Annotated in this window: 24 protein-coding genes and 1 pseudogene; 9 read left to right on the top strand and 16 right to left on the bottom strand. The window is 60.2% G+C overall.

The window, feature by feature from the left end:
• Positions 1-314, bottom strand: a pseudogene (locus tag BMY73_RS16370) (transposase); the annotation flags it as partial.
• 102 nt (positions 315-416) lie between these two features.
• Entirely contained in the window at positions 417-1,313 is an 897-nt protein-coding gene (locus BMY73_RS16365; RefSeq protein ID WP_062383919.1) for an AraC family transcriptional regulator, read from the bottom strand.
• 138 nt (positions 1,314-1,451) lie between these two features.
• On the opposite strand from BMY73_RS16365, the gene BMY73_RS16360 reads away from it, so the two are divergent.
• From BMY73_RS16360 to BMY73_RS16350, 3 genes are read left to right on the top strand one after another with little or no spacing between them, the layout of a single operon-like run.
• A complete protein-coding gene (locus BMY73_RS16360) occupies positions 1,452-2,195 on the top strand; it encodes an SDR family NAD(P)-dependent oxidoreductase (protein WP_092408375.1) in 744 nt (247 codons plus the stop codon).
• Between the two features lie 34 nt (positions 2,196-2,229).
• Positions 2,230-2,631, top strand: a complete 402-nt coding sequence (locus BMY73_RS16355) for a VOC family protein (protein WP_092408373.1) — start codon at positions 2,230-2,232, stop codon at positions 2,629-2,631.
• Entirely contained in the window at positions 2,628-3,605 is a 978-nt protein-coding gene (locus tag BMY73_RS16350; RefSeq protein WP_092408371.1) for a saccharopine dehydrogenase family protein, read from the top strand. Before BMY73_RS16355 ends, BMY73_RS16350 begins: the two co-directional genes overlap by 4 nt.
• Before the next feature lie 20 nt (positions 3,606-3,625).
• On the opposite strand, the gene BMY73_RS16345 is transcribed toward BMY73_RS16350, so the two are convergent.
• Positions 3,626-4,492 (bottom strand): AraC family transcriptional regulator, encoded by an 867-nt coding sequence (locus tag BMY73_RS16345; RefSeq protein ID WP_175500198.1) that lies wholly within the window; start codon positions 4,490-4,492, stop codon positions 3,626-3,628.
• A gap of 203 nt (positions 4,493-4,695) precedes the next feature.
• Here BMY73_RS16345 and BMY73_RS16340 point away from each other — a divergent pair, with 203 nt between their 5' ends.
• The gene (locus tag BMY73_RS16340; protein WP_092408367.1) at positions 4,696-5,445 is read left to right on the top strand and encodes a glucose 1-dehydrogenase; all 750 of its coding nucleotides are present in this window, start codon (positions 4,696-4,698) and stop codon (positions 5,443-5,445) included.
• Positions 5,446-5,544: 99 nt separating this feature from the next.
• Here the strand turns inward: BMY73_RS16340 and BMY73_RS16335 are convergent, their stop codons facing one another.
• A complete protein-coding gene (locus BMY73_RS16335; protein WP_062383904.1) occupies positions 5,545-6,138 on the bottom strand; it encodes a TetR/AcrR family transcriptional regulator in 594 nt (197 codons plus the stop codon).
• Positions 6,139-6,313: 175 nt separating this feature from the next.
• On the opposite strand from BMY73_RS16335, the gene BMY73_RS16330 reads away from it, so the two are divergent.
• The 3 genes from BMY73_RS16330 (at position 6,314) to BMY73_RS16320 (ending at position 8,625) form a co-directional block, all read left to right on the top strand.
• Positions 6,314-7,054 (top strand): SDR family NAD(P)-dependent oxidoreductase, encoded by a 741-nt coding sequence (locus BMY73_RS16330; RefSeq protein WP_062383901.1) that lies wholly within the window; start codon positions 6,314-6,316, stop codon positions 7,052-7,054.
• Between the two features lie 216 nt (positions 7,055-7,270).
• Complete coding sequence (locus BMY73_RS16325; RefSeq protein ID WP_062383899.1) at positions 7,271-7,756, top strand: nuclear transport factor 2 family protein; 486 nt, start codon at positions 7,271-7,273, stop codon at positions 7,754-7,756.
• 140 nt (positions 7,757-7,896) lie between these two features.
• Positions 7,897-8,625 carry an SDR family oxidoreductase gene (locus BMY73_RS16320; RefSeq protein ID WP_175500196.1) on the top strand — a complete coding sequence of 243 codons (729 nt, stop codon included), beginning with the start codon at positions 7,897-7,899 and terminating at the stop codon, positions 8,623-8,625.
• Positions 8,626-8,774: 149 nt separating this feature from the next.
• Here the strand turns inward: BMY73_RS16320 and BMY73_RS16315 are convergent, their stop codons facing one another.
• The 4 genes from BMY73_RS16315 to BMY73_RS16300 are packed head-to-tail and all read right to left on the bottom strand — an operon-like array spanning position 8,775 to position 14,740.
• Positions 8,775-10,721, bottom strand: coding sequence for an amidase (locus tag BMY73_RS16315; RefSeq protein WP_256571189.1), 1,947 nt, complete (start codon positions 10,719-10,721; stop codon positions 8,775-8,777).
• A gap of 12 nt (positions 10,722-10,733) precedes the next feature.
• Entirely contained in the window at positions 10,734-12,197 is a 1,464-nt protein-coding gene (locus tag BMY73_RS16310) for an N-acyl-D-amino-acid deacylase family protein (RefSeq protein WP_062383890.1), read from the bottom strand.
• Positions 12,190-13,434 (bottom strand): MFS transporter, encoded by a 1,245-nt coding sequence (locus BMY73_RS16305; RefSeq protein ID WP_062383887.1) that lies wholly within the window; start codon positions 13,432-13,434, stop codon positions 12,190-12,192. Before BMY73_RS16305 ends, BMY73_RS16310 begins: the two co-directional genes overlap by 8 nt.
• Positions 13,435-13,492: 58 nt before the next feature.
• Positions 13,493-14,740, bottom strand: coding sequence for a D-amino acid dehydrogenase (locus BMY73_RS16300; RefSeq protein ID WP_092408363.1), 1,248 nt, complete (start codon positions 14,738-14,740; stop codon positions 13,493-13,495).
• A 105-nt stretch (positions 14,741-14,845) separates the two neighbouring features.
• Between BMY73_RS16300 and BMY73_RS16295 the strand changes: the two genes are divergently transcribed.
• The gene (locus BMY73_RS16295; RefSeq protein WP_062383881.1) at positions 14,846-15,754 is read left to right on the top strand and encodes a LysR family transcriptional regulator; all 909 of its coding nucleotides are present in this window, start codon (positions 14,846-14,848) and stop codon (positions 15,752-15,754) included.
• Here the strand turns inward: BMY73_RS16295 and BMY73_RS16290 are convergent.
• From BMY73_RS16290 to BMY73_RS16275, 4 genes are read right to left on the bottom strand one after another with little or no spacing between them, the layout of a single operon-like run.
• Complete coding sequence (locus BMY73_RS16290) at positions 15,740-17,107, bottom strand: amidase (RefSeq protein WP_092408361.1); 1,368 nt, start codon at positions 17,105-17,107, stop codon at positions 15,740-15,742. The genes BMY73_RS16295 and BMY73_RS16290 overlap by 15 nt on opposite strands.
• Before the next feature lie 3 nt (positions 17,108-17,110).
• Positions 17,111-18,103 carry an alpha/beta hydrolase gene (locus tag BMY73_RS16285; RefSeq protein ID WP_062383876.1) on the bottom strand — a complete coding sequence of 331 codons (993 nt, stop codon included), beginning with the start codon at positions 18,101-18,103 and terminating at the stop codon, positions 17,111-17,113.
• Positions 18,100-18,444 carry a RidA family protein gene (locus tag BMY73_RS16280; protein ID WP_008054649.1) on the bottom strand — a complete coding sequence of 115 codons (345 nt, stop codon included), beginning with the start codon at positions 18,442-18,444 and terminating at the stop codon, positions 18,100-18,102. Before BMY73_RS16280 ends, BMY73_RS16285 begins: the two co-directional genes overlap by 4 nt.
• 24 nt (positions 18,445-18,468) lie before the next feature.
• On the bottom strand, positions 18,469-19,347 hold the full coding sequence (locus BMY73_RS16275; protein WP_092408359.1) for an MBL fold metallo-hydrolase: 879 nt from the start codon (positions 19,345-19,347) through the stop codon (positions 18,469-18,471).
• A gap of 68 nt (positions 19,348-19,415) precedes the next feature.
• On the opposite strand from BMY73_RS16275, the gene BMY73_RS16270 reads away from it, so the two are divergent.
• A complete protein-coding gene (locus tag BMY73_RS16270) occupies positions 19,416-19,985 on the top strand; it encodes a TetR/AcrR family transcriptional regulator (RefSeq protein WP_046817460.1) in 570 nt (189 codons plus the stop codon).
• Between the two features lie 117 nt (positions 19,986-20,102).
• Here the strand turns inward: BMY73_RS16270 and BMY73_RS16265 are convergent, their stop codons facing one another.
• The 4 genes from BMY73_RS16265 to BMY73_RS16250 form a co-directional block, all read right to left on the bottom strand.
• Positions 20,103-20,453: a RidA family protein gene (locus BMY73_RS16265; protein ID WP_062383871.1), complete on the bottom strand. Its 351-nt coding sequence runs from the start codon at positions 20,451-20,453 to the stop codon at positions 20,103-20,105.
• Positions 20,454-20,491: 38 nt separating this feature from the next.
• Complete coding sequence (locus BMY73_RS16260) at positions 20,492-21,826, bottom strand: MFS transporter (protein ID WP_092408387.1); 1,335 nt, start codon at positions 21,824-21,826, stop codon at positions 20,492-20,494.
• Between the two features lie 34 nt (positions 21,827-21,860).
• The gene (locus tag BMY73_RS16255) at positions 21,861-22,868 is read right to left on the bottom strand and encodes a succinylglutamate desuccinylase/aspartoacylase family protein (protein WP_092408357.1); all 1,008 of its coding nucleotides are present in this window, start codon (positions 22,866-22,868) and stop codon (positions 21,861-21,863) included.
• Between the two features lie 150 nt (positions 22,869-23,018).
• On the bottom strand, positions 23,019-23,909 hold the full coding sequence (locus tag BMY73_RS16250) for a LysR family transcriptional regulator (protein WP_092408355.1): 891 nt from the start codon (positions 23,907-23,909) through the stop codon (positions 23,019-23,021).
• Positions 23,910-23,940 lie beyond the last annotated feature (31 nt).

Here is a 23,940-nt window from a genome sequence, read left to right as displayed (position 1 = left end):
GCGGAAGTTGGCGATGGTTTTGAAATCCGGCATCAGGCGCCCGGTCAGCCACATCCGCTCGACATTGCGCTGGGCTTCCCGCTCATGCGGTTGAGATAGCCGTAGATGTAGATTTTCAGCATGACGGCAGGGTGATACCCCGGACGACCCGTTTCAGCCGGTTCGGCGTTTTCAAAGCCCAAGGTGATCAGGTCAAGTTCATCGACGAAGACATCAACAACACGCACCGGGTTGGTGTCGCTGACGTAATCGTCCAGACTTTCGGGAAGTAAGGTGCTCTGACCTCGATGCTCACCTTGGATGAAGCGCTTCATGGGCAATCCTTGCGATGAAATCTTTGGGAATCATAGCAAGGGTTTGGGGGGGGCACACTCTGGGCCGATAGCTGCCAGCCAGAGCTAGCTGCGGCATTCCGCTCAACTTCCTGCTATCACTCTCGCCTGCCCATGGATCCTGCTCGCATCCTGCGACGGAGGCAGGCCAAACACCTTCGCGTAGTCACGGCTGAACTGCGTCGCGCTTTCATAGCCGACCTCGAAAGCAGCCGCCATGACACTCTTCGCATTGGCCACCATCAGTGTTCTGGCCTGGAGCAGGCGCACGCGCTTCTGATACTGCAACGGGCTCAGGTTGGTCACGGCCTTGAAGTGGCGATGGAAGGCCGAGACGCTCATCGACGCCCGCTCGGCCAAGCGCTCGACTCCAATGGGCTGGGCGAAGTCCTGTCGGATCCACTGAACCGCCAGGTTGACACGGGCCATCGCGCTGTCGGGCGCCGCGATCTCTCGCAACATCCAGCCAAGAGGGCCCTGAAGCACGCGGAAAATAATCTCCCGCTCGTACACCGGGGCCAAGGCTGCGATGGCATCGGCGTCACCCATCAGCCTCAACATTCGAACCCAGGCGTCCATGAGTTCAGTGGTCATCGATGCAACCGAAAACCCGGAGTGGGCGTCGACGCGATTGGCAGGTTTGGGCAGCTCGGCGAACAGGGTAGACAACACCGTTGGGTCGAGTGTCAGGCTGACGGCCAGATAGGGCTCCCCAGTTTCGGCGGGGTGCACCGAACCTACGGCAGGCAGGTCGATGGACATGACGAAGTAGGTCGCAGGGTCATAGCGCAGCGTGCGGTCGCCCACGGTCATGCTTTTGCTGCCTTGCAGAATCACGTTGATCATCGGGTCATAGACCGCCGCGAGCATGTGTTCGGGGATCTTGCCCTTGACCATGGCCACGCGAGGAATGCCGGTTTCGGTTCGCCGATTTTCAGCCTTGGCCGCGAGTGACCTGAGTTCGTTCAGTTGATTGTCCATGCCAGGCATGCTGAGGGCAGACGCAAGTGTGCTGCAAGTAAAAAGCAGAAACAGGCAGGTTTTGAACAGAAACGGGTGCGTTCAGTGCCACGGTGATCAGTACGCTGAGTTCCCATTCGAAGCACTGAGGGACAGCACATGAGCGTTATCGTCATTACAGGAGGAAGCCGCGGCATCGGGGCCAGCGCCGCCGAGCATATTGCTCAACGGGGCATGGGCGTCATCCTGACCTACAACAGTCATCCGCAAGCGGCCGCTTCTGTCGTTGAGCGCATTGAGCACGCGGGAGGCAGGGCGGTTGCGCTCAAGCTCGATGTGTCTGACGTTGCAAGCTTCTCCGGGTTTCGCGAGTCGGTGGCACTTGCCCTGCGTGAAACCTGGGACGTCACCACGCTGAATGGCTTGGTCAACAATGCCGGGTTTGGCCTGTTCAACCCCTTGGCCAGCGTCAGCGAAGCGCAGTTTGACGGCCTGTTCAATGTGCATCTCAAAGGCCCGTTCTTCCTCACGCAGACATTGCTGCCGCTGCTGGCGGACGGCGCGAGTATCGTCAACCTCTCCAGCGCGACCACCCGCGTCGCCACGGCGGGTGTGGCGCCTTACGCAGCGTTCAAGGGCGGGCTGGAAGTGCTCACCCGTTACATGGCCAAGGAGTTTGGCGAACGACGGATTCGGGCCAACGCCGTGTCCCCCGGCGCCATTCGCACGGAGCTTGGCGGCGGCTTGAACGACGAGTTCGAGGCCTTGCTGGCGGGGCAGACTGCGCTCGGCAGGGTAGGTGAACCGGAGGACGTCGCACGCGTGATAGCCAGCTTGCTGTCACAGGATGGCGGCTGGATCAACGCCCAGACCATCGAAGTCGGTGGCGGCTACAACATCTGAGCCGCCGGCAGCTACACCATTTGAGGAGTACGCAGTGCTGGATCATGTCTTTTTGTCGGTCAGCGACATCACCCTTTCCATCCGGTTCTATGAAGCGGCGTTGACCCCGTTGGGCATTACCGCGCGCCTCGACTACGACGGCAAGGACGGCCCGCCCGGCCATCCCGACCTCAAAGGCTTCGGCGCCAATAGCCGGATGTTTTTCTGGCTGCGTAAGGGGATCGTTGAAGGACGGGCCGCCCATGTAGGTTTCGTCGCCAAGAGCAAGGCTGAGGTGGACGCCGCCTACGCCGCAGCGATGAAAGAAGGCGCGATCGATAACGGCGCGCCAGGTGTGCGTCTGCATTACGACCCGGATTACTACGCCGCCAATGTGCTGGACCCGGACGGGTACAGCCTCGAATTCGTTTATAAGAAATGGCAGCACGTCCAATGAGCATTCTTCTGATCTACGGCGCCACCGGCTATACCGGTCGCATGGCCGCTGAACGGGCGATGGCGTTGGGCCTGCCGTTCGAAATCGCCGGGCGCGATCACGTGCGTCTTACCGAACTCGCTGCACAACTGGACGTGCCGTTTCGGGTGTTCGATGCCGACGCGGATGCGACAGGCGCGTTGTCCGGTATCTCTGTCCTGCTCAATTTCGCCGGCCCTTTTGCGCACACCGCAGAGCCGTTGATGCGTGCCTGTATCAAGGCCGGGGTCGACTACCTGGACATCACGGCCGAGATCAACGTCTATCGGCTGGCCGAGCGGCTGGGCGCAGAAGCCGCTTCACATCAGGTCATGCTCCTGCCGGGGGTGGGTTGGGACGTCGTGCCGACCGATTCGCTGGCAGTGCATGTCGCCAAGCGTGTCGAACAGCCTTTCGCGCTGAGCATTGCGCTTCAGGTGCCAGGCTCGATGTCCCGTGGCTCGGCCATGAGCGTCAGCGAAATCATGGCGGCAGGGGTGCTGGCGAGGATCGACGGCGAGTTGGTCGCGACACCTGATGCAACGCCGCGACATTTCGACTTCGGTGACGGCCCGGTCCTCTGTGTGCCGCTGTCGTTTGGTGATCTGGTGACGGGCTGGCATTCGACCGGCATCCCGAACATCGCGATGTTCGTGCACATCTCAGGGGATGCGTTTCCAGAAGGCGATCTGTCGCAACTGCCCGATGGCCCGACTTCTGAGGAACGGGAGGCCCATCGCGCCCGAGCATTGGTTGAGGTCATTGGCGTTGACGGAGCAATCGCGCGATCTGTGATCGAGACCGTGAACGGCTATTCCTATACGCCACTGGCCGCAGTGGAGGCGGCGCGGCGGGTGTTGGAAGGTGAACGTCTGTCGGGGTTCGCCACACCCGCTAACGTCTTCGGCGGTGGGTTTGCCGAGAGTATTCGAGGTACGCAGATCAGCGATTTCTGAGGCGGCTCAACCGAGCGCTGTCAGCCTGTGGCCGGTAGGGGAGACTTGAATCTCGCCGCATCCCGCGCAGGAGGCAGGCCAAACAGTCTTGTGTATTCACGGTTGAATTGCGAGGCGCTTTCATAGCCCACGGCATAGGCGATTGACGTCGCGTCCAGCGTGTCGAACAGCAGCAGCCAGCGCGCCCTGAGCAAGCGCAGGCGTTTCTGGTACTGGATCGGCGTCATGGCCGTCACTGATTTGAAGTGCCGGTAGAAAGCGGCAACGCTCATGTCTGCCATGAGTGCCAGCGGCTCTACCCGAAACGGCTCTGTGTAGTGGTCACGAATCCATTGGGTGACGCGGCGGATCTGCGTCATCCGCCCATCCGGACGCGCGACGTCGCGCAAAATACCACCCAACGGTCCCAGCAAGGCGCGGAACAGGATCTCCCGTTCGATCATCGGCGCCAGGATCGCAGCCTCGTGGGGATGATCCATGAGACGCATCATGCGCAGCCACGCATCGATCATTTGTGCAGGCGCCAGAACGCCTTCAAAACAGGTACTCTGCGCTGGCCTCGGCGTCTTGCCTTCGTCCATCAACAGCGTGGCGATCACATCCGGGTCCAGCGTCAGACTGACCGCCAGATAGGGCCGGTCGACCGCGTCTGCATGAATCTGTCCCGTGGCAGGCACATCCAAAGGCACCAGAAAATACTGGCCTGCCGAATACCTGGAAACTTCCTCCCCAATCGACAAGGTCTTGGTGCCCTGGAGTACCAGATGCAGCATCGGTTGATAGACCTGACTCGCACAGGCCTCGGCACGCACCATCGCTACGCGGGGTAGCCCGGTCTCGGTCCACTTGTCTTGCGCGCGCATCACGATGCTGCGCAGTTCTGCCATTGATTGTTCCATGCCGCCCACCGTGAGCCATATCCCAACGCATGGCAAGCCAACTGAGAAGAATAGGCAAGCATGTGCGATTAACCGGCAAACGTCGGCGCCCTCGCTACCTGAATACTGATGGCAAGCGGCGCGTTGCCTTACGGTTTTCATGACCCAAGCGCGACGCAGCCACCTGTCAGGCAACTTCAAAAGGGCACGTCATGAAACTCGAAGGAAAAATAGCGGTGGTCACTGGCGCATCCAAAGGCATCGGCGCCGGGATTGCCAAGGCTTTGGCTGCGCAGGGCGCAACTGTCATCATCAATTACGCCACCAGCCAGGCGGATGCCGATGCTGTGGTTGCCGGGATCGAGGCCAACGGCGGATCAGCGCTCGCCGTGCAAGCCGACATGAGTCAGGCGGCAGATGTGGTGCGCCTGTTTGAAACGGTCCGTGCGACCTACGGCACGCTGGATATTCTGGTCAACAATGCCGGTGTGGCAGTGTTCGAGATGATCGATGACCTGACCGAAGAAGCTTTCCATAAGCAATTCAACCTGAACGTGCTGGGCTATCTGCTGGCGGTGCGCGAGGCGGTCAAACTGCTTGGGTCGAACGGCAGCATCATCAATATCAGCTCGATTCTCAGTACCGACCCCTATCTGGCGTCGAGTGTGTACTCGGCGACCAAGGGCGCGGTCGATACCTTGACCTTCGCACTGGCCAGAGAGTTGGGCGCGCGCGGCATCAGGGTTAATTCGATTCTGCCAGGGCACACGAACACCCCGGCGACTGATGGGAATTTTGCCGGTGAGTTCGGAGAAAAACTGGTGGCTGGAACCCCGCTGGGACGTTTTGGGGAGCCTGAGGACATCGCACCATTGGCCGTTTTTTTGGCGTCCGAGGACTCGCATTGGGTGACGGGCGAATCCATTCGAGCTTCGGGCGGTGTTCGTGGTGTGGGGTACTGACTTGCATGGCTAAATCTGGGTGATAAACATCTTCTATCTAGAGCAAGCGGCGTTGGGTTCGCCAGTGACATTGTCGGGACTATGATCCCGGACTGGCAGCTATCCAGCCTGCGAGCTAGCCAGCTCTTGAGCAATGAAACGCCCCGCCGTCTGCGCAACCTCAATCAGCCGTTTGCGGGGCATGCCATTGCACGCGGCGGCTGATAGCCCGCGCAAGGTGATCGAAAGATAATCGGTAAGGCATTGCGCTTTATCGGGAAGCGCTCGGTCAAGATAATCCCGGATCGCTTTAACGCCCCCATCGGCCAAGGTTTGCGCCATATTGCGGGCGACCTCGTCGTCCGCACGCATACCCTCCGTGATCATGCAGCCTCGCAAGACAGGGTCTTTTCCGTACTGCTTCGCTGCCGCGACCAGCAAAGCGGCAAGAGCTTCAGGCACTGGCCGATCAGGTGCCAGCAGTTTGTCGAGCGGCAGGGCATGCTCGCCGGCGTAACGCAGCATCGCCTTCTCGAACAACTCGGCCTTGCTGCCATACGCAGCGTAGAAGCTGGGCGGTTTGATATCCATAGCTTCGACCAGATCCGTGAGGCTCACCGCGTCAAAGCCGTGCTCGTGGAACATGGCCTGGGCGATGGCGACTCCAGCCTCTCTGTCGAAAGCTGGACGGCGTTGGCGAATTTTGTCGGTCATGGCGATCTCATCGGTGTGGTCGCGAGTGTAGCGGTCGCTATATGACAGAGCAACTGCACTGGCGCTGAATGCCGGACTTATATAGCAATCACTAAATAGCTTGCGTTGCTCGCTGGCGCTATGTAGTGTTCGCTATATAAATTCATCCTTCCTCAGCACACGCAGGAGCATCAGCATGCAGTTCCAGGACAAAGTCGTTCTCGTCACCGGAGGGTCTTCAGGATTGGGCCTCGCTATCGCCCAAGAGCTGGCGGGGCAGGGCGCCACTGTGGTGATTACGGGGCGTCGGCAGGAGCAGCTGAACGAGGCGCTCTCGAAACTAGGAGAGCGGGCCAGCGCGGTGGTTGCGGATGTCTCGGTATTGGCCGATCTGGCGGTGTTGTTCGCCGAAATCAAGCATCGTCATGGTCGGATCGATGTGCTAGTCGCCAACGCCGGTATGGGCGAGATCGCCCCGCTGGGCAGGATCACCGAAGCGTATTTCGACCGCGTGTTCAGTACTAACGTGAAGGGCGTGACTTTCACCGTTCAGGAAGCGCTGCCGCTCATGGCAAAGGGCAGCAGTATTGTCATCATCGGTTCAACGGCTTCCATCGATCCCGGCCCCGGCTTGAGTGTGTACGGCGCGACCAAAGCGGCGCTGCGAACGCTGGTGAGAAGCTGGACGCTCGACATCAAAGGCAGCGGGGTACGCATCAACCTATTAAGCCCCGGCCCGGTGGATACGCAGTCGCTGCGCAATATGCTCGCGGAGCACGCTGATGAAGTGATCAAGTCCCTGAGTGAAAAAAGCACTATCGGGCGTATCGGCCAAGCCCATGAAATTGGCGCCGCCGTGGCGTTCCTTGCCAGTGACGCAGCCAGCTATGTCAACGGCGTGGAATTGTTCGCTGATGGTGGGGCGTCGCAGAGCTAATCCGCCTCGCAGCTAATTGCTCAACGTTAACACAGGTGTACACGCGTCTAGCGTCGAGCTGCTCCCCGCTGGCCAAGATGTTGGCGACCCACGCACCAAAACTTGAGTTCTTCAGAAGTCGTATTGGCTCACAGCCAAGGCCCTGTGCTGAGCGCGTCAACCGTGTGGCCAACGCTGCACCTCCTCTATTTAAGAGCTATTCCCTTGGAGAAAGTCATGAGTAATCAACCGGAACTCCTTGCACGCCTCGCAGCTGAAAGTGCAATTCATCGCTTACATGCCACTTACATCCATCATCTCGACAGCGGAGATTTCGCTGGTGTGGCCGAGGTGCTTCAGCATGCGGTGATTCATGTTCTTGGCAACGAAGCATCCTCGGTAGAGGGGCTTTTGAGGTTCTTCGAAGCGGGCCTTCAGGTTCATGCCGACGGCACGCCTCGCACGTGGCATTCGATCACCAATGTGCTGATCGACGTGTCTTCTTCAGGCGATAAGGCCACTTCGGCAAGCTATTACACGGTGCATCAGCAACTCGACGGTTTTCCTTTGCAGCCCATTTGTGCGGGCAAGTACCTCGATCAGTTCCAGTTGCATGATGGGGAGTGGCGATTCACTCGTCGTGAGGTGACGTTGCGCTTTGCCGGTGACCTACAGCACCACGTCAAGGTGCCTCAAAGCGAAACTGCTGCGCAGCCTGCGTAAAAGCAGCCTCGGCTCATGCCCGTCTTGGCTGAATGGGCGGGCATGAGACGAGTAGTCACATCCTGGTCCGCATTGAGCGCGAAAGCCAAAGTGCCTGTTTGGCAAATGCAACAAGCACGAGTCCATTGAGGAATTACAAAGTGAACAACAAACGACAAGCGTTAGTCACCGGCGCAAACAAAGGGATCGGTCTGGCCATCGCCCAAGGGCTCGCCAAAGCTGGTTTTTTTGTATGGATTGGCGCTCGTGATCGTCTCCGGGGAAAGCAGGCCGTGGCTCAGTTGCGTGGTGAGGGACTCTGCGCAGGAATGCTTGAATTGGACGTGGCAGACGAGGCGAGCGTACAGCGTGCTGCTGTGAAGCTTGCCTGCGAGATTAGTGCGCTAGATATTCTCGTTAACAACGCAGGGATCGCGGTCGACATGACCAAAGCGCCCAGCGAGGTACGGATGGAGGATATGAAAGCTGTTTACGAGGTCAATCTATTCGGGCCTGTTCGTGTTACGCAGGCGTTCTTGCCGCTATTGAAGGCTGCTGTTCAAGCCCGGATCGTAATGATGAGCAGCGGAGTGGGTTCTTTGGCACTGATCACCGATCCGACCTCAATCTACTCCACCGTTAATCTACTCGACTACACCTCGTCCAAAGTCGCACTCAATGCTGTGACGGTTTCCTTCTCAAAGGAACTGGAGCCGTTTGGTATCAAGGTGAACGCAGTTGAGCCAGGGCACGTCCGAACTGATCTCAATGGTAACTCGGGCGTACTATCGCCTGAAGAAGGAGCGGCTACTGCCATCAAGATGGCATTACTTGGTTCTGACGGCCCTACCGGTGGATTTTTTGGAAGTCATGGTCGGCAGCCTTGGTAGTTCCAGCGATGGCCACGGGCTTTCGATAGATCGTTTGTGCGACCCGTACTGAAGAGATACGGGCGTCCGCTTTCGACCTGATTGCTACCTGTCGCGTAAGACTGGATTCACTCAGCGCGCGAATCACTGACATTCAGGATTCATATCACCTACTTCTGCGATATCTGCAATTCACGCACCGCCATTGCCCCCACCCCAAGGGGTGAGTCCAGGGTATAAAGCTGCACACGCAGGCGTCCTGCCAACAGCTCTTCTCGATCCCTTGCCTTGAGAATCAAGCTGTCGCTCGCATAGGTCATATGCGGTTTAAGCAAGTTCCATATAATCGGCCCAGGCCTTTCGTCGAGGCTGCGTGCAAGCGTTACACCTATGACCTGATCGCGGGGAATGTTGCGTGCATGAGCGGTGTAAGCGAGTTTGCCCGTGAGCCTGTCGTAGTCGAAGTTCACTTCGACAGAGGCAATGCGGGTGGTGAGTGGGGTTGCCTGGAACTTCATCAGCGCAGGGGCTTTTCCCGCCTCCAGCGGCGGGGTGGTGAAGGGCGGGTGACGTGGCTGGGTGCTGCGCTCCCAACCATAGGCAAGATTCAGCAGTTCGGACTCGGAAAATTCGTTTCCCAGCAACTCCAGTCCCACCGGCAACTGATCGGTTGTCCAGCCCGCTGGCAGCGCGATAGCGGGTAGACCGGTGCTGGCACTCAGCTGGCAGTTCGTGGCGCCGAACTGCGGTTCTCCGATCAGCGCAGGCTTGCGTTGAATGGTTGGGTAGGCCAAGGCATTCAAATGCTGGTCATGCAGATGCCGGGTTATCAGGAGCTTTAGCGCCTCGCGTTTTTGCAGAACCTTTTTCAACGCTTCCTGGTCACTGGCTTTTTCCAGGTCGACAGCATCGCGAACCCGCAGGCCAGGATCGAGCAACAGATGATCCATGCCTTGAGCAAGTATCTGGCTCAGGCTGTTCACGGGAGCTCCGGGATGCTTGGCGAGATAAGCGGCCAGGTCGTACTTGAATTCGTAGGGGATAATGCTGCTGTCACGCAGCAATTCGTCCAGCTCCGGGATCGAGATTTCGACCACGGTGGCGCCCTCGGTCTTGAGTTGGTCCAGCGCCTTGTCAATGACCTGAGCCACCTCCATGTCCTCGGGGGCGTTTCCAAATAGCCCGCGAATCACGCCTATTCTCGCACCTTTCAAGCTATCGGCCTTGAGTGCCTTGAGATAGGACGGGGGAATATGCCGATTGGCATCAGCGGTGGAAGGGTCGCTGGCATCGCTGCCGACAGTGGCGTCTAGCATGACTGCCAGGTCCGAAACAGTGCGCGCCATGGGACCTGCTACATCCTGCGTCGAGGACAGCGGCATCACGCCGCTGCGGCTGGCTAGACCTCGGGTAGTGCGCAGCCCCACCAGATTCTGATAGGCCGCGGGAATCCGTATGGAGCCGCAGGTATCACTGCCCATACCGGCGGCAGCGAAACTGGCGGCCACTGCCACGGCGGTGCCTCCGCTGGAGCCTCCCGGTGCGCGAGTCGGGTCGTAGGCGTTGCGGGTATAACCCGTCAAGGAAGACACCGTGGTGACACCGGCAGCCAGCTCGTGCATCGTCGTCTTGCCAATGATGACCGCCCCGGCCGCGCGTAATCGCTGCACCTGGTAGGCATCGGCGGTGGGCCGTAGATTGGCGAGTGCTAGGGTGCCGCCGGACGTTGGCATGTCAGCGGTGTCGTAGTTGTCCTTGACCACGATAGGGATCCCGTGGAGCGGGCCGCGCGGCCCTTTCGTGCGGCGTTCTTCGTCGAGGCGCTCTGCGTCCAGCAGCGCGTTCGGATTGAGACTGACCATGGCATTGAGCGCCGGCCCCTGTTGATCGTAAGCATTGATCCTTGCCAGGTATTGTTCCACCAGCTCATGCGAGCTGATCGTGCCGGCGCTCATTGCCGCCTGCAACTCGCTGATCGAGGCTTCATATACAGAAGGTGCCGGACTCGCTTTTACCGCTTGGGTATTGGCTGCCAGCCCGAGGCAGGCAATAGCGCAGAGTGAACCCGATGTTCTGCGTGTAAGTGAGAAGGCGTTTGTCACGCGCAGTGTTTTCATGAGACTCAGCCCTTATGCCGTGAGGTCGCTATTGCGCCGGGTGATCACATGTCCGGCCCGGGCGCCCTGGTGCCGGCCTTCTCTCCAGGTGACCTGACCGTTGACGATGACGACCTCTATGCCTTCGGCAGGTGCGGTGGGGTGGTCATAGTCGGCGACGTCGCGCACGGTCAGCGGGTCGAACACCACGATGTCGGCTTGGTTGCCCACGGCAAGAATGCCGCGCTTGTCGAGGTTGAAATTGCGCGCGGTCAGCCCGGTCATCTTCCAGACTGCCGTTTCCAGCTCAAACAGGCCGAGGTCACGGCTGTAGTGCCCTAGGATTCGAGGAAAGGTGCCCCAAAGGCGCGGGTGCGGTTTCTCGCCCGTTGGGATGCCGTCGGAGCCGATCATGGTTTCATCGAAGGCGAGAATATTCTGCACGTCTTCTTCATCCATGCCGAAGTAGATCGCACTGGCTGGCTGCAGGCGCGCGGCCGCCTCGACCTTGCTGACACCCCACTCGGTGGCGATGTCGTCGAGGTCGCGGCCGGTGTGTTCGGGATGCGGCTCGCTGGAAGCAATCAATACGCGCCCCTGCAAGCGATTCGGATCGGTATGGAGCATGGTCGAACTGGCGTTGTAGGGGTAGCAGTCCAGAGCAATGCATTGGCACTTCATTGCTTCGCGAATGATCGGCAAGGTAATTACCGATTTGCCGAAGTTCTGCCGGCGTTGCAGCTTGTGGTGGGAGATCACCACCGGGCTGTCCAGTTCTCGACCGATATGAAAGCTCTCCTCCAGTGACGCCAGGGTGTTGTCCGCCTCATCGCGCATGTGTGTCACGTAGAGTGCTCCACTGCCGGTTAGCGGCCTGCAGACGTCGATGATTTCCTGGGTCGGGGCGTGTGCTGCCGGTGGGTAATAGGTACCGGTGGAAATGCCGATTGCGCCCGCTACCAGGGCCTCCTCCAGCAGCGCCTGCATGGCACCGATCTCTGTAGGGTCCGCGGCGCGTTCAAGCGAGTCCATGGTCATGACGCGCAAGGTGGAATGCCCGACCATGGCCGCGACGTTGACCGCCGAGGGGGACTGGCGCAGCGCGTCAAGATAGCCCTTGAAGGTGGAAAAGCGCGCGCCGTCGGTGTCATCTAGCAGGTTGAGCGGCGAGGGCAAGTCACTGTCCTGGCGCAATGGCGCAATGCTGATGCCGCAGTTGCCGGTGATCACGGTGGTGACCCCTTGGGACACCTTGAACGTCATGTCGGGCTGGGACAGCACGGCCTGGTCATCATGGGTGTGGGAGTCGATGAAGCCCGGTGCGACCACCTTGCCCGTGGCATCGATACGCTGGTTGGCCTGGAAGGCCGACAGGTCCCCGAGTGCGCTGATACGCCCATCGATAATGCCCAGGTCAGCGCGGTAGCGAGGTGCCTTGCTACCGTCTATGACCATGCCGCCTTCAATGATGAGGTCGAACGGGTGATCGTTACGCATGTGCTTGTCCTGCTTGTTGTTGGAGGATAGGTGCGGGATTGCGCCAGGTCAGGGCGATAACAAAGGCCGTCATGGCCGCGGCGACAAGGAACCAGAAGGCCGCCATGTAGGAACCGTTGAAGGCTACGATCAGGCTGCCCATGATGATCGGGGCGACGGAGCCGGCCATCTGTCCGCCGAAATTTATCAGCCCCGTGGTGCTGCCAATCAAGTGCGAGGAAAAGCGTTTGAGCGGCACGGAAAACACCGTGGCATAGATGAAGTTGAACGACAGCAGGCAGAGGGTCCAGTACACCACCAGCAACGTGATTGAAGTGGTGCTGATCATCAGCGAGAGAAAGATGGCGCAGCACAACGAGCCGCCCATCATGAAGTGTCGTTCACGGTCTTGACCGACCTTGTCGAGCAACCAGCCCACGGCGTTGGTACCCAGGAATGCGATCAAGTAGGGAATCGCGGAGGCCAGGCCGATATGCAGCAAGTCGATCTGGTATTGCTTCGTGAGGTAGGACGGCATCCAGGAGATCATGCCAATGTAGAGAATGCTGGTGCAGAACCAGATTGCCGTGAGCTTGAGCGCCGCCGGGTTGCGGATCAGTTCGCGCAAAGGGTTGCCCGTCTGGATGGTTTTGGTTTTGGTTTTCTGTTGCTGTGCGATGCCGCTCCTGAGTGCCAGCCACAAGACCACTGACACCAGCAGGCCCACGCCCGCCAGCAACTGGAATGCTTCACGCCAGCCCCAATAGACGACAACTAGCGCCACCAGCCCTGAGCCGACCGCATTGCCAAGAAATACCGTGGAAATCAGAAAGGACTTGGCTCGTGCGCGCTCCTGCTTGGGGAACACTTCGGCAACGGTCACCGAACTTGCCGGTGAAAAGCAGCCCTCACCCATACCGAAGAGAAAGCGGATCAACAGTAGCGACGCGAAGGACCACGCCACACTGGTCAGGCCGGTGAACACCGACCATGCGATTACACAACCCACCACCACGAGGCGTGAACCATAGCGGTCCGACATCCAGCCACCCAACAGTTGCGTGAGTGCGTAACTGACATAAAACGCACTCAGCACCATGCCCGCTTGCCGTGCATCCAGTGCAAATTCCTGGCCGATGGGGATGATCGCCGTGCTCATCACAATCCGGTCGGCATAACCGACTGCCCACGCCAGGAACAGGGCGCTGAGGCAAATTAGCTTCTGCGTTTTGCTGCTTGTTTCACTGAGACTCTTCATACGTTTTCGCTCTACCTGGATGTTGTTTTAATAGGCAGTGAAGGTTGAAACGCTTGCGCTACAGCTGTTGTTTTAGGGGAGTGGGTGTTACATCACACCTGGATGTTTTCGTGGCCGCGATCATCTCGCTCAAGCGCTGGGCGCTGGCACAGGCAAGGGTGAAGCCCAATGCGCCGTGGCCCAGGTTCAGCCATAAATTGCGGTACGGCGTGGTGCCCACCATGGGCACGCCGCTGGGTGTTGCCGGGCGCATGCCGGCCCATTCCAGTGCCTGCGAGTAATCGCCGCCGTGGGGAAAGAGTGCTGAAGCGGCCTGGCGAATGCTGTCGATTCTTCGGCGGTCGATGCAGGGATCGAAGCCGACGATGTCGACCATGGCGGCGACGCGCAACTGCTGGCCGAGGCGTGCGAAAACGACTTTGCGGTCATAGTCGGTGACACTCACCTCGGGCGCTTGATGCACAGGCAGAATGGGGACGCTCAGGCTGTATCCCTTCAGCGGATAAACCGGAATTCGCATGCCAGGCAGCGCCAGTGCCGCGCTGCGATAACCGGTGCTCAACACCAGCTGTTGCACCGGCAGCACCTGATCACCTAGTTCCACCGCCTGCACCTTGCCCCCGACCTCGCGGATGCGCGTTACCGCTTGGCCGAGGATAAAGTTGCACAGCCCAGAAGCCCGCAACCGCTCTGCCAGCAACAGGCAGAACTGATGGCAATCGCCGACTTCTTCATCCGGGGTAAAAATGCCACCCACAAACGGCGCGTTTGCCAGCGTCGGCTCGAGATCGAACAGTTCGTTCGGGCTTAGCACCTGCTGGGTCTGGGGTTCGCAAAGCCGGGTGCGGGCATGGGAAAAACTGCTCCTGGAGCGGAACGTCACCAGCTTGCCGTTGCGTCGCCAGCCGAACTCCCCCAGTGCGTCTTCTTCGCGCCAGGTGTTCAGCACCTGCTGGCTCTGCAGCGCCAGGCGGTAAAGCTGTTCTGCATTGCGACGGTTGACCGAACCTCGGCAGGCGCCGAGGAAAGCCATCATCCAGCGCCACTGCCGCAGATCCATGCGCGGGCGCAGCTTGAGCGGTGAGTCACCTTGCAGCATCCAGCCCAGGGCCTGCAACGGCACACCAGCATCGGCCAGTGGCGCCACGTAGCGATAGGACAGTTGCCCGCCGTTGGCAAAGCTGGCCTGGCGGGCGAGGTCTGGTTGCGCATCGATCAGGTTTACCCGCAGTCCTTGACGCACCAGGGCATAAGCTGTCGTCAGGCCAATCACGCCACCACCGATGATGCACACACGCTGAGTCATGAGCCGTTCCTTATCTGCAAGCAAGCTTCACAGTAATGGGCATGACAGCGGGCCGATAATGAATAAAGATAGGCCGGGTATAGATAAAGGTTATGGGTTAAAAACATGCGACTCAGACATATCGAGGTGTTCCAGGCGATTCGCCAGGCGGGCTCCATCAGCGGGGCGGCCCAACTGCTGCATATCAGCCAGCCCGCGGTGACCAAAACCCTTCAGCACGCCGAATCGCAGCTGGGTTTCGCTTTGTTTTTGCGGGTCAAGGGCAAACTTCTGGTGACGCCCGAAGCGCTTGAGTTGGAGCGCGAAGTGAACAAGGTGACGGCCAGTGTCGACGGTGTGCGGCGGCTGGCCGAGAACCTGCGCCACCAACCCGGGCAGACCTTGCGCATCGGTGCAACACCGGCGCTGGCGTTTTCGTTGTTGCCGACCCTGATCAGTGAATGGTCTCGGCGCTATCCCGGCACTTCGTGCGAGTTGGCCAGCCTGCACAGTCAGGAGCTGGTGCAGAATCTTTTCATGCGTGAAATCGATATCGGCCTGACCCTGCGCTACCCCGATCATCCGGGCTTGAATGTGCAACCCCTGGCCGAGAGTTTCCTGGTGGCGTTGGCGCCACGGGACTATTGGACGCCCCAACAGCAAGCATTGCCGTTGCCGGTCGAGGAGCTCAGTAATGCGCCGCTGATTGGGTTGTCCCATGCCGATCCTCTGTTTGCCCAGCTGGGTCTGTACCTGAACACCATTGATCCGCCACCGCGGACGGCCATTCGCGTGCAGACCTACTCGTTGGCGAGCGCGCTGGTGGCGTCCGGCACGGGGCTCGCGGTCGTTGACCCGTTCACCGCCCTCAGCGCGCCGCCCGAACGCACGGCGATACGCACCCTGACGCCTTCATGGCCAGTGACGCTGTTCGCCATGACCCGGGCCAATGAGCCACACCCTCATATCCTCGACAGCCTGATCGCGCTGTTGGGTGAACAGGCCCGTCGCCTCCTGGCGTCAATCCGCCAGTGAGGCGCGATCTTGCTGATTGAGCAGGCGCTCCACTCGACGGGCATGGTGCAACAAGACCTGATCGACATTATTGCGGCCGGATAGCATGAAACCGGTCGGCGCGTGGCCGGGGCGGTGCATGGGCAGGGAAATCGAGCATCCGTCGAACAGGTTGACCATCGCGGGATTTCGCAGCATCAGGCGATTGAACCGGGTATACGCCGGTTCATCTTCCAGGGCGCTGATGGCTGGCGCTACGATCGGAGTCGTGGGCATTGCGAACAGGTCGAAGCCGCTCAGTGACTGGGTAATCTCGGCGATGAACCGGTGACGCAGACGGTGCAGTTCGCGGTATTGCTCTGGCGTGATGTGGCGGCCCGAATCAATGCGCGATAGCACGCGTGGGTCGTATCGAGACCGATCCAATCCTCTACGTTGGGCATGCCAGTGCCAGGACTCATAGGCGCTGAAGCCGCCGTTGGCATGCAGGGCAGGCACGCAATCCAGGGCTGTCAGTTCTCGCCGCTCGACCTGCACGCCATCGGCCCGCAGCCGCATCAGCGCCCGTTCGAAATCGTCCGCGACGGTTTGATCAGTGTCCAGCGAGGCCAGCGATTGCGGCACCAACAAACGCAACGGCCGCTTTTCATCGATTGGTCGAGGTTCGATACTTCGGCCAGACATGATCGAATAAAGAATCTCGCAACAGTCGACACTCATCGCCAACGGGCCGACGCTGTCCAGGGTCGTGGACAACGGCAGGACGCCCTGCCTGTTGATATGCGCGGCGCTGGGCTTGTAGCCCACCACGCCGCACAGCGCTGCCGGGATACGGCAGGAGCCGCCGGTGTCAGTACCGATCGCCGCCGCGGCCATCTGGTCGCTGACGGCGACCGCTGCCCCCGAAGAGGAGCCACCCGGGATCAGGCCGATTTCCCGCTGGAACGGGTTACTCGCCGTGCCGTGATGAGGGTTGAGTCCCACCCCTGAGTAAGCGAATTCGCTCATGTGGGTTTGCCCCAGCACAATGAACCCGGCGGTTTTCAAGCGAGTGATCAGCGGCGCATCGGCTTTGGCGGGCGGGACGTCGTTCAATACCACCGAGCCTGCCCGCGTGGGGTGGCCGAGGAGGTCCATGTTGTCCTTTACACAGATCGCAATGCCGGCATAGGGTGAAGGGCACAGACCCTGGCGACGCAGTGCGTCCTGGCGACCGGCCTCGGCCAGCGCGGCCTCGGCCTGCACCTGTCGAAAGACTCTCGGACCCTCGCCCTGGGGATTTGCGATTCGCGCGAGGCATTGCTCCACCAACGCGCGACTGGTTGTCTGGCCGTTGGCCAATTGCTGCGCCAGGCTGTTCAGCGTCTGTCTCATGGATCAGTCCTCATGAGGGCCGAATCCATGATCAATGGCGGCGTGGAACGCGGCGTCCAGCGCACAGGCGATTTCCCCGATCAACACGGTGGTTTCAGGGATCAAGCGACCCATGGTGATAAAGCCATGGATCTGACCCGGGAAATGCCGCTCGATGACCCTCACGCCGGCCTCACGCAAGCGTTCTCCATAGTCGCGCCCTTCGTCTTCCAGCGGATCGCAGCCGCAGGTGACCAGGTAGGTCGGTGCCACGCCAGTCAGGTCTGTCGCCAGCAGCGGTGATGCGCGCCAGTCGAGGCGATCCGCCTCGGTGCGCAGATACTGGGCTTGGGTCCACGCCAGCGTGGCAGCGGTGAGGGGGGGCTCCAGCGCCAGTTTCTGTTGCGAGGTATGGCTGCCGTGGAAGTCGGTGGCCGGATAAATCAGTGCCTGCAGCGCCAGGGGCGGATGGTCGGCGTCCTTGGCCATCAGCGCGACTACGGCCGCCAGGTTACCCCCGGCGCTGTCTCCGCCAACCGCCAGCTTGCTTGCATCAATGCCCAGGTGCGGGGCCTGTGCACGGACAAAATTCAAGGCCGCGAAGGCGTCGTCAACCGCAGCGGGAAACTTGTGTTCCGGCGCCAGTCGGTAGTCCACGGCAATCACAATGCAGCGAGCCAGCAGGGCGAGTTGGCGGCAGACCACGTCGTGGGTTTCCAGGTCACCGACAACCCATCCTCCCGAATGAAAGAACAGCAGCGCGGGCAGGGCACTGCCGGTTTGCGCCTCTATGCCGCGATAGAGCCTGAGCGGGATGTCGCCACCCGGTCCAGGTGCTACCAGATCCTCAATCGCCGCAATCTGCGGTGCTGGCGAAGCAAGGGCGAGGCGGCTGTTGCGAAACGCCGCTCGGGCCTGTTCGGCACTGGGCTCGCCCGCAACGGCAGGTGTCTGGCGCATCAAGGCCACCACCCGCGCTGCGCCAGGGTCTAGCTTTCTGCGCGCAATGCTACTCATGTCCGCACCTGGGCGATGGCTTCGATTTCTACGAGGGCGTTGTCGGCTGCCAGGCCGGCGATCACCGTCGAACGGGTGGGTTTGTGCGCGCCGAATGCCTGGGCATAGGCTGCGTTGAAGGCTGCAAAGTCTTCGCGGCGGGTGATGAATACGGTGGTCTTGACGATGTCTTCGAGACCCAGGCCATGGGGTTCTAGAATGCTTTGCAGGCGTGCGATGACGGTCAGGGTTTGCGCGGTGATATCACCTTCGATCACGCCCTGTTGATTGAATGCCAGTTGCCCGGACGTGAACACCAGATGATGGGCTTGCAGGGTCGAGGAGAGGTGCGGGGTCGTCATGGGAGTGTCCTTGGGTCGGGAAAATTATTCGAAATGCCAGGCAAAACCACTGCCCAGGCGCTGCACGCGGCCAGCCGAGGTGCCGGCGAAATGCGAGCTGAAATACAAGGCGTTGTGGTCGGCGAGATAGTTCAGCAACCACTGACGCGAGCGATTTGCCGCTTCCGGCAGGTCGCAGAAGCACGATGCCCACAGCGGATGTGCCACCTGTATGGGGTGGTGCATGACATCGCCGCCGAACATGGCCGTTTCACCGCCCGAATGCAGGCTGATGGACATGTGCCCGACGCTGTGGCCCTGGGTCGGGTGGAAGTGGAAATCATCGAGAAACGGCCCGCCGTCGACACCGATCATCACCGCCTGACCGGCGTCGATGACCGGTAGCACGCTGTCGACGAAGGCCGCATGACCGATGCTCTGGCGACCGGCGTCGCTGAGAAAGTATTCATACTCCGCTTGCGGGAACACATATTTGGCATTCGGGAAAGTCGGCACCCACTGGCCGTCGACCAGTCGGGTGTTCCAGCCGATATGGTCGATATGCAGGTGCGTCAATAATACGAAATCGACCTCTTCGGGCGTGACACCCGCGGCCGCCAGGCGTTCCAGCCACGGCTCGTCGAGCTGGTGGAATATAGGCAGTTCCGGGCGCGGCTTGGCGTTGCCTACTCCGGTGTCGACCAGCACCGTATACTTCGGTGTTTTGATCACCCAGGTATGCACGCTGATGATCAGCTTCTGGCCTGCGGCGTCGAGATTGTCGGGCACCAGCCACGGCCGGTGTGTTTCCACGGTCTCGTGGTTCCACAATGGAAGCAGGGCATTGGGCGAAAAGTCGTCGAACAGCTTTTCCGGGACCCGGGTGATGCTCGTCGTTCCTAGTGTGTAGTAACGGTCAGTCATGTTAAAGTCTCGATGATACTGGTCGGTATCATAATGATACTGGTCGGTATCATCGTCAAGAGGAGCCTATGCCAAAAGACCTTCCCAAGTTGCCGCCACGCGAGCGAATCCTGGCCGCCGCCGATGAGCTTTTTTATCGGGACGGTATTCGCGGTGTCGGTGTTGAAGCCATTGCTGCCCATGCAGGCACCACCAAAATGGGCATTTATCGGCATTTTGCGAACAAGGATGCGTTGGTCGCAGAGTGGCTGCGGCTTGAGTCGCAGGCCTATTCGGATGTGCTGGATCGCCTCAAGTCACAGCATCCAGAGGACGCCAAGGCGCAGTTGCTGGGGTGGGCACAGTTCATTGCCAGTCGGTTGGCGATCGAGGCGGATCGGGGTTGTTGTTTCGCCAATTCGGTGGCTGAGCTGCCGGACCGGGCTCACCCGGCCTGGGTGGTGATCGAGGCGCATTCCCGCGACTTGAGCGAGCGTTTGATTGACCTGTGTACGCAAGCCGGGCTGGCTGAGCCCGAGCACGTCGCCAGCGAAATCATCTTTATTCTCGATGGTGCTCAACTGGCGGCCCAGAGCCGCGGTGATGCGCAAAAAGTCGGTGAGCGCCTGGTGAGTATCGTCAGGCGCCTGGTGCAATAGGTGCTGATTCTATAGCGCTATCGAATAGCTCAGGATCAAGCGGTTCTGGGTGACTGGATTCAAGGGCAATCATAAAAGCTTCAAGTGCAGGGCTGTCGTTATTGGAGGTTCAAGCCTTCAGTTCGCCAGGGCGGCGATGACCTGAATCTCGACCCGGTAGGCCGCATTGGGAAAGCGGGCTTGCACGCAGGCGCGAGCCGGTGGCTCGAAACCTTCTAACCAGGCGTCCCAGACACCGTTCATGGCGGCAAAATCCTCTACGTCCGCCAGCCAGATTTGTGCTGACAACAGCTGGTGCCGACCCGAGCCGACAACCTCGAGCAGCCCATCGATCTTGTCGAGAATGTCCCGCGTCTGGGCTTCGATGCCTTCCTTGAGTTGTGAGGTTTGCCCTGAGAGATAGACAGTGTTCTGGTGCACCACGGCTTGGGTCAGGCGCGCGCCGATGCCCACTCGTTGAATGTTCATGCTTGGGATTTCCGTTTGCTGCGACAGTGAAAGGAGCGTCAGGCCTGGGCCCGGCGGGCGGCCATGAAGTAGAGCAGGGTGCTGAGCAGGGCGGCCGTCACACCGACACCGCTGAGGGCGATACCCAGGCTGTTTTCGACACCCGGCATGGACTGGGTAAGATAACCCACGGCGAATGGGCCGATGCCGCCACCGACGATGTTGGTCAGGAACACCAACAGCGCAATGGACCGGCCACGCATGCGATTGGGGATGGCGACCTGCACCGGGATCGGCGCCAGCGCCATGACGATACTGGCCGAGAAGGCACAGAGTGCGTAGGCGCCAATGTTCCAGCCAAACGTGGGGAGCAAGGGGGCGAACAACGCCAGGGGGATCAGTGCGCAGGAGGCGAGGGCAGACGTCTTGAGGGCTTTGGGCACGGTTTGCTGGTCACTCATCCGGCTGCCCAGATAACGCGCGAACATCACGCCGCAAATCCCGCCGAGCATGTACAAGGGCCCTGCGAGTTTGCCCACTTGACTGGCTTCCATCGCATACTTGCGAATGAGCAGGGTGGCGAACCAGGCTGTGTGGGAATAGAACAGCGTGATCAGGCTCATGTAGGCCAGGAAATACGGCGTACAAAAGCGATTGCGTACAAACAGCTCCTTGAGCACCTCCATCATCGGCGGCGCTTGTTCCGCCACCTCGGCGCTCGCCAGGGCCCTGGTTTCGGTGCGCGCCGGTTCGCGCACGCTGAACGCCACCAGCAACGCCAGCGGCAGGCCCGCAAGGCCCACGGTCAGAAAGATGAACTGCCATGGATGCAGGGCGACGCCCAGCACACTGATCACACCCTCGGTATGCGACAGCCAGCCCAGCAGCAAGCCGCCACCTGCCAATGCCACGCCGCTGCCGATGTAAGGGCCGAGCATGAAGATGCTGGTGGGGCGCGAGACTTTGCGCGGCGAGTACAGGTCGGCGAAAATCGACAGCACCGCCGGGCTCAAGCCCGCTTCGGCAATCGCGGTACCGGCGCGCCAGAACAGCAGTTCGCTGAAACTGTCCGCGGTCGCGCACAGGGCCGTGCAGAGTGCCCAGATGGCCACACAGGCCGCGATCAGTCGAACTCGATGGGTACGGTCAACCAGTCGGGCCACCACGACACCCGCGGTGGCGTAGCACAAGGTGAAGGCAAAGCCCTGCAGCAGGCCGATCTGGGTATCGCTCAAGGCCAGCGTGGCTTTGATCGGCTGCACCAGGATGCTGACGATCTGCCGGTCAATATAGGAAAACACGAAACACAGGAAGAACAGGCCGACGGTGTAACCATTGCGCAGGGCGCTGGCTGAACGCGCAGTGTCGACGTCGAGCGTTTGGGTAATGGACATGATCATGCTCCAGGCTCAAGGACGGTCGGCAGGCTCACTGCCATTGCGACGGGGCGGCAAGGACAGCAATGCAATCGCCGTGTTCGACCGTGGCGAAGGTGCGTGTGCACACCACCTGGCCGGCCTTGGTGAAGTGCAACTGCAGCGGCGCTTCCCAGGGGGCGTGAGGGTCGAACAGGCGCCCGGCCAATTGACCGCTCTGTACGTGCTCGCTCAGTTTGAAGCAAGGCTCGAACACCCCGGCGCGCGTGGCGAACAGGTAATGCTCCGGACCTTCGACCTTGATCAGGCGTGTGGGCGAAGGCGCTGGTGCGGGCTCATCGATCACGCCGAGGCTGCGCAGTACCCGCGCTAAGCCGTCCTCGACAATCCGCAATCCCTCGGGATCGCAACTGCCGCCACCGCCGAACTCCCCGCACAAAAACAACTTGCCCTGGCGCTCGGCGGCTGCACCGTAGGTGCGGTCTTCGCCCAGCAGGTTCATGATCATTGTGGTAGGCGCGGCAAAAGCGTTCACCAGGCGCAGGTATTGATCGTGCTGGGCGGGATCTTGGGGCAAGGCCGCGAGCAGCGTCGGGTAATGCTGGAAAGAAGCGCCCCCTGCGTGCAAGTCGAGGATCACATCGGCGCGGGGGAAGAGTTCGGTGTCGACGTAGTGGGCGATCATTTCAGTGATGCTGCCGTCGCGCCGGCCGGGAAACATTCGGTTCAGATTGCCCTTGTCGATGGGCGAGGTCCGCGAGGCGTTGAGAAAGGCCGGAAAATTCAGCCCCGGCACCACGATCAGCCGGCCCTGGATCTGCATCGTCGGCAAGCGCTGCAGCAGTTTCATCAGGGCTACCGGCCCTTCGTATTCATCGCCATGGTTGCCACCGGTCAAAAGCACAGTAGGGCCGGTGCCCTGCTTGAGTACGGCAATGGGAATCAGGATGCGCCCATAGGCAGAGCGGTCATGGGAGTAAGGCACTTTCAAACTGCCGGTTTGAAAGCCCTCCTGTTCGAAGTCGATATCGGTGCTGATCAGTGATCGAGGAATGTTCATGAGTGGGCTCACCTGCTTTTTATTTTGGGCGGTCAAGGCGCTGTCGGCGCGCCTTCGATACCATCATTGCGCAAGTGTCGATGTAGCGATAATGCCGATGTCTAGCACGAGCGATGCCTTTAAGGCATCGCTACGCGGGTCGACTGATGGCTAGGGTTGCTTGATCATCTGCTGCAATTTTTCCAGGAAGTGCTGCAGCAACGGGTTCTGATTGCTGGCCTGCCAGGCAAACGACAAGGGCATCGAGATGGAAAAATTCTTCAGCCGGATAAACCGCACCAAAGCGGGCGGCCGTCCGGCATTGGCCGAATTGACGATGGCCGCTCCCACGCCGGAAGACACCAACGCCAGGATGGCCGATTCAGTCTGTTCCTGCTGAACGATGCGCAGGCTTACCCCGGCTTGGTGGCAGGCACCGAGCAGGCAATCGTAGTAAGCGGGGTAGACGTAACGGGGAAAGGTCACGAAGGGCAGGTGTGCGACCTCTTTAAGCTCGATGACGTCATCAGGAAGTTGCCAACTGCTGGGGACCGCCAGCATCACATCGTGGTTGACCAGCGTCAGCACCTGGCAAGCTGTCATCAGTGGGGCAAAGGCATAGATGAAGCCACCGTCCAGCGTGCCCTGTTCGATGGCTTGCAACTGTAGCGGGCTGTTGACCGGCATCAGCTCGATGCTGGCTTCGGGTAGTTCGTCCTGGAACGCGCGCAATGCGCTTGGCATGAAACCATCCCAGCCAGCATTTTCGACAAAACCCAGGCGCAGATGCCCCAACCTGCCGCCCGCTACGCGTTTGGCGCTCAGCACGGCGTTGTCCAGGTCGTCGAGGATTTTTTGCACCGAGGCGTGAAAGTACTCACCCGCCTTGGTAAGTTTCAAGCCTCTAGGCAAGCGTTCGAAAAGACTGAAACCCAGCTCTTGCTCAAGGTCCAGCAGTTGCCTGGAAATGGCGGGCTGAGTGATGAAGATGCGCTCGGCTGCCAGACGAATGCTTTTGTATTCGGCAACAGCCATGAAGTAACGCAGGTGGCGCAGTTCCATAACGGCTCTCACAGACACGGACTTTTAAGGC

It is taken from the genome of Pseudomonas sp. NFACC02, from assembly GCF_900110765.1.
Lineage (GTDB): Bacteria > Pseudomonadota > Gammaproteobacteria > Pseudomonadales > Pseudomonadaceae > Aquipseudomonas.
This window is presented reverse-complemented; position numbering and strand designations above follow the sequence as displayed.

Excerpts from the sequence above, each read along its gene's own strand:
- BMY73_RS16340 (WP_092408367.1), top strand. The coding sequence starts at position 4,696 with ATGAAACTCGAAGGAAAAATAGCGGTGGTCACTGGCGCATCCAAAGGC.
- BMY73_RS16270 (WP_046817460.1), top strand. The coding sequence starts at position 19,416 with ATGCCAAAAGACCTTCCCAAGTTGCCGCCACGCGAGCGAATCCTGGCC.
- BMY73_RS16330 (WP_062383901.1), top strand. The coding sequence starts at position 6,314 with ATGCAGTTCCAGGACAAAGTCGTTCTCGTCACCGGAGGGTCTTCAGGA.
- BMY73_RS16315 (WP_256571189.1), bottom strand. The coding sequence starts at position 10,721 with ATGAAAACACTGCGCGTGACAAACGCCTTCTCACTTACACGCAGAACA.
- BMY73_RS16260 (WP_092408387.1), bottom strand. The coding sequence starts at position 21,826 with ATGTCCATTACCCAAACGCTCGACGTCGACACTGCGCGTTCAGCCAGC.
- BMY73_RS16255 (WP_092408357.1), bottom strand. The coding sequence starts at position 22,868 with ATGAACATTCCTCGATCACTGATCAGCACCGATATCGACTTCGAACAG.
- BMY73_RS16290 (WP_092408361.1), bottom strand. The coding sequence starts at position 17,107 with ATGAGACAGACGCTGAACAGCCTGGCGCAGCAATTGGCCAACGGCCAG.
- BMY73_RS16350 (WP_092408371.1), top strand. The coding sequence starts at position 2,628 with ATGAGCATTCTTCTGATCTACGGCGCCACCGGCTATACCGGTCGCATG.
- BMY73_RS16310 (WP_062383890.1), bottom strand. The coding sequence starts at position 12,197 with ATGCGTAACGATCACCCGTTCGACCTCATCATTGAAGGCGGCATGGTC.
- BMY73_RS16360 (WP_092408375.1), top strand. The coding sequence starts at position 1,452 with ATGAGCGTTATCGTCATTACAGGAGGAAGCCGCGGCATCGGGGCCAGC.
- BMY73_RS16285 (WP_062383876.1), bottom strand. The coding sequence starts at position 18,103 with ATGAGTAGCATTGCGCGCAGAAAGCTAGACCCTGGCGCAGCGCGGGTG.
- BMY73_RS16250 (WP_092408355.1), bottom strand. The coding sequence starts at position 23,909 with ATGGAACTGCGCCACCTGCGTTACTTCATGGCTGTTGCCGAATACAAA.
- BMY73_RS16265 (WP_062383871.1), bottom strand. The coding sequence starts at position 20,453 with ATGAACATTCAACGAGTGGGCATCGGCGCGCGCCTGACCCAAGCCGTG.
- BMY73_RS16365 (WP_062383919.1), bottom strand. The coding sequence starts at position 1,313 with ATGGACAATCAACTGAACGAACTCAGGTCACTCGCGGCCAAGGCTGAA.
- BMY73_RS16305 (WP_062383887.1), bottom strand. The coding sequence starts at position 13,434 with ATGAAGAGTCTCAGTGAAACAAGCAGCAAAACGCAGAAGCTAATTTGC.
- BMY73_RS16345 (WP_175500198.1), bottom strand. The coding sequence starts at position 4,492 with ATGGCAGAACTGCGCAGCATCGTGATGCGCGCGCAAGACAAGTGGACC.
- BMY73_RS16275 (WP_092408359.1), bottom strand. The coding sequence starts at position 19,347 with ATGACTGACCGTTACTACACACTAGGAACGACGAGCATCACCCGGGTC.
- BMY73_RS16280 (WP_008054649.1), bottom strand. The coding sequence starts at position 18,444 with ATGACGACCCCGCACCTCTCCTCGACCCTGCAAGCCCATCATCTGGTG.
- BMY73_RS16325 (WP_062383899.1), top strand. The coding sequence starts at position 7,271 with ATGAGTAATCAACCGGAACTCCTTGCACGCCTCGCAGCTGAAAGTGCA.
- BMY73_RS16295 (WP_062383881.1), top strand. The coding sequence starts at position 14,846 with ATGCGACTCAGACATATCGAGGTGTTCCAGGCGATTCGCCAGGCGGGC.
- BMY73_RS16335 (WP_062383904.1), bottom strand. The coding sequence starts at position 6,138 with ATGACCGACAAAATTCGCCAACGCCGTCCAGCTTTCGACAGAGAGGCT.
- BMY73_RS16300 (WP_092408363.1), bottom strand. The coding sequence starts at position 14,740 with ATGACTCAGCGTGTGTGCATCATCGGTGGTGGCGTGATTGGCCTGACG.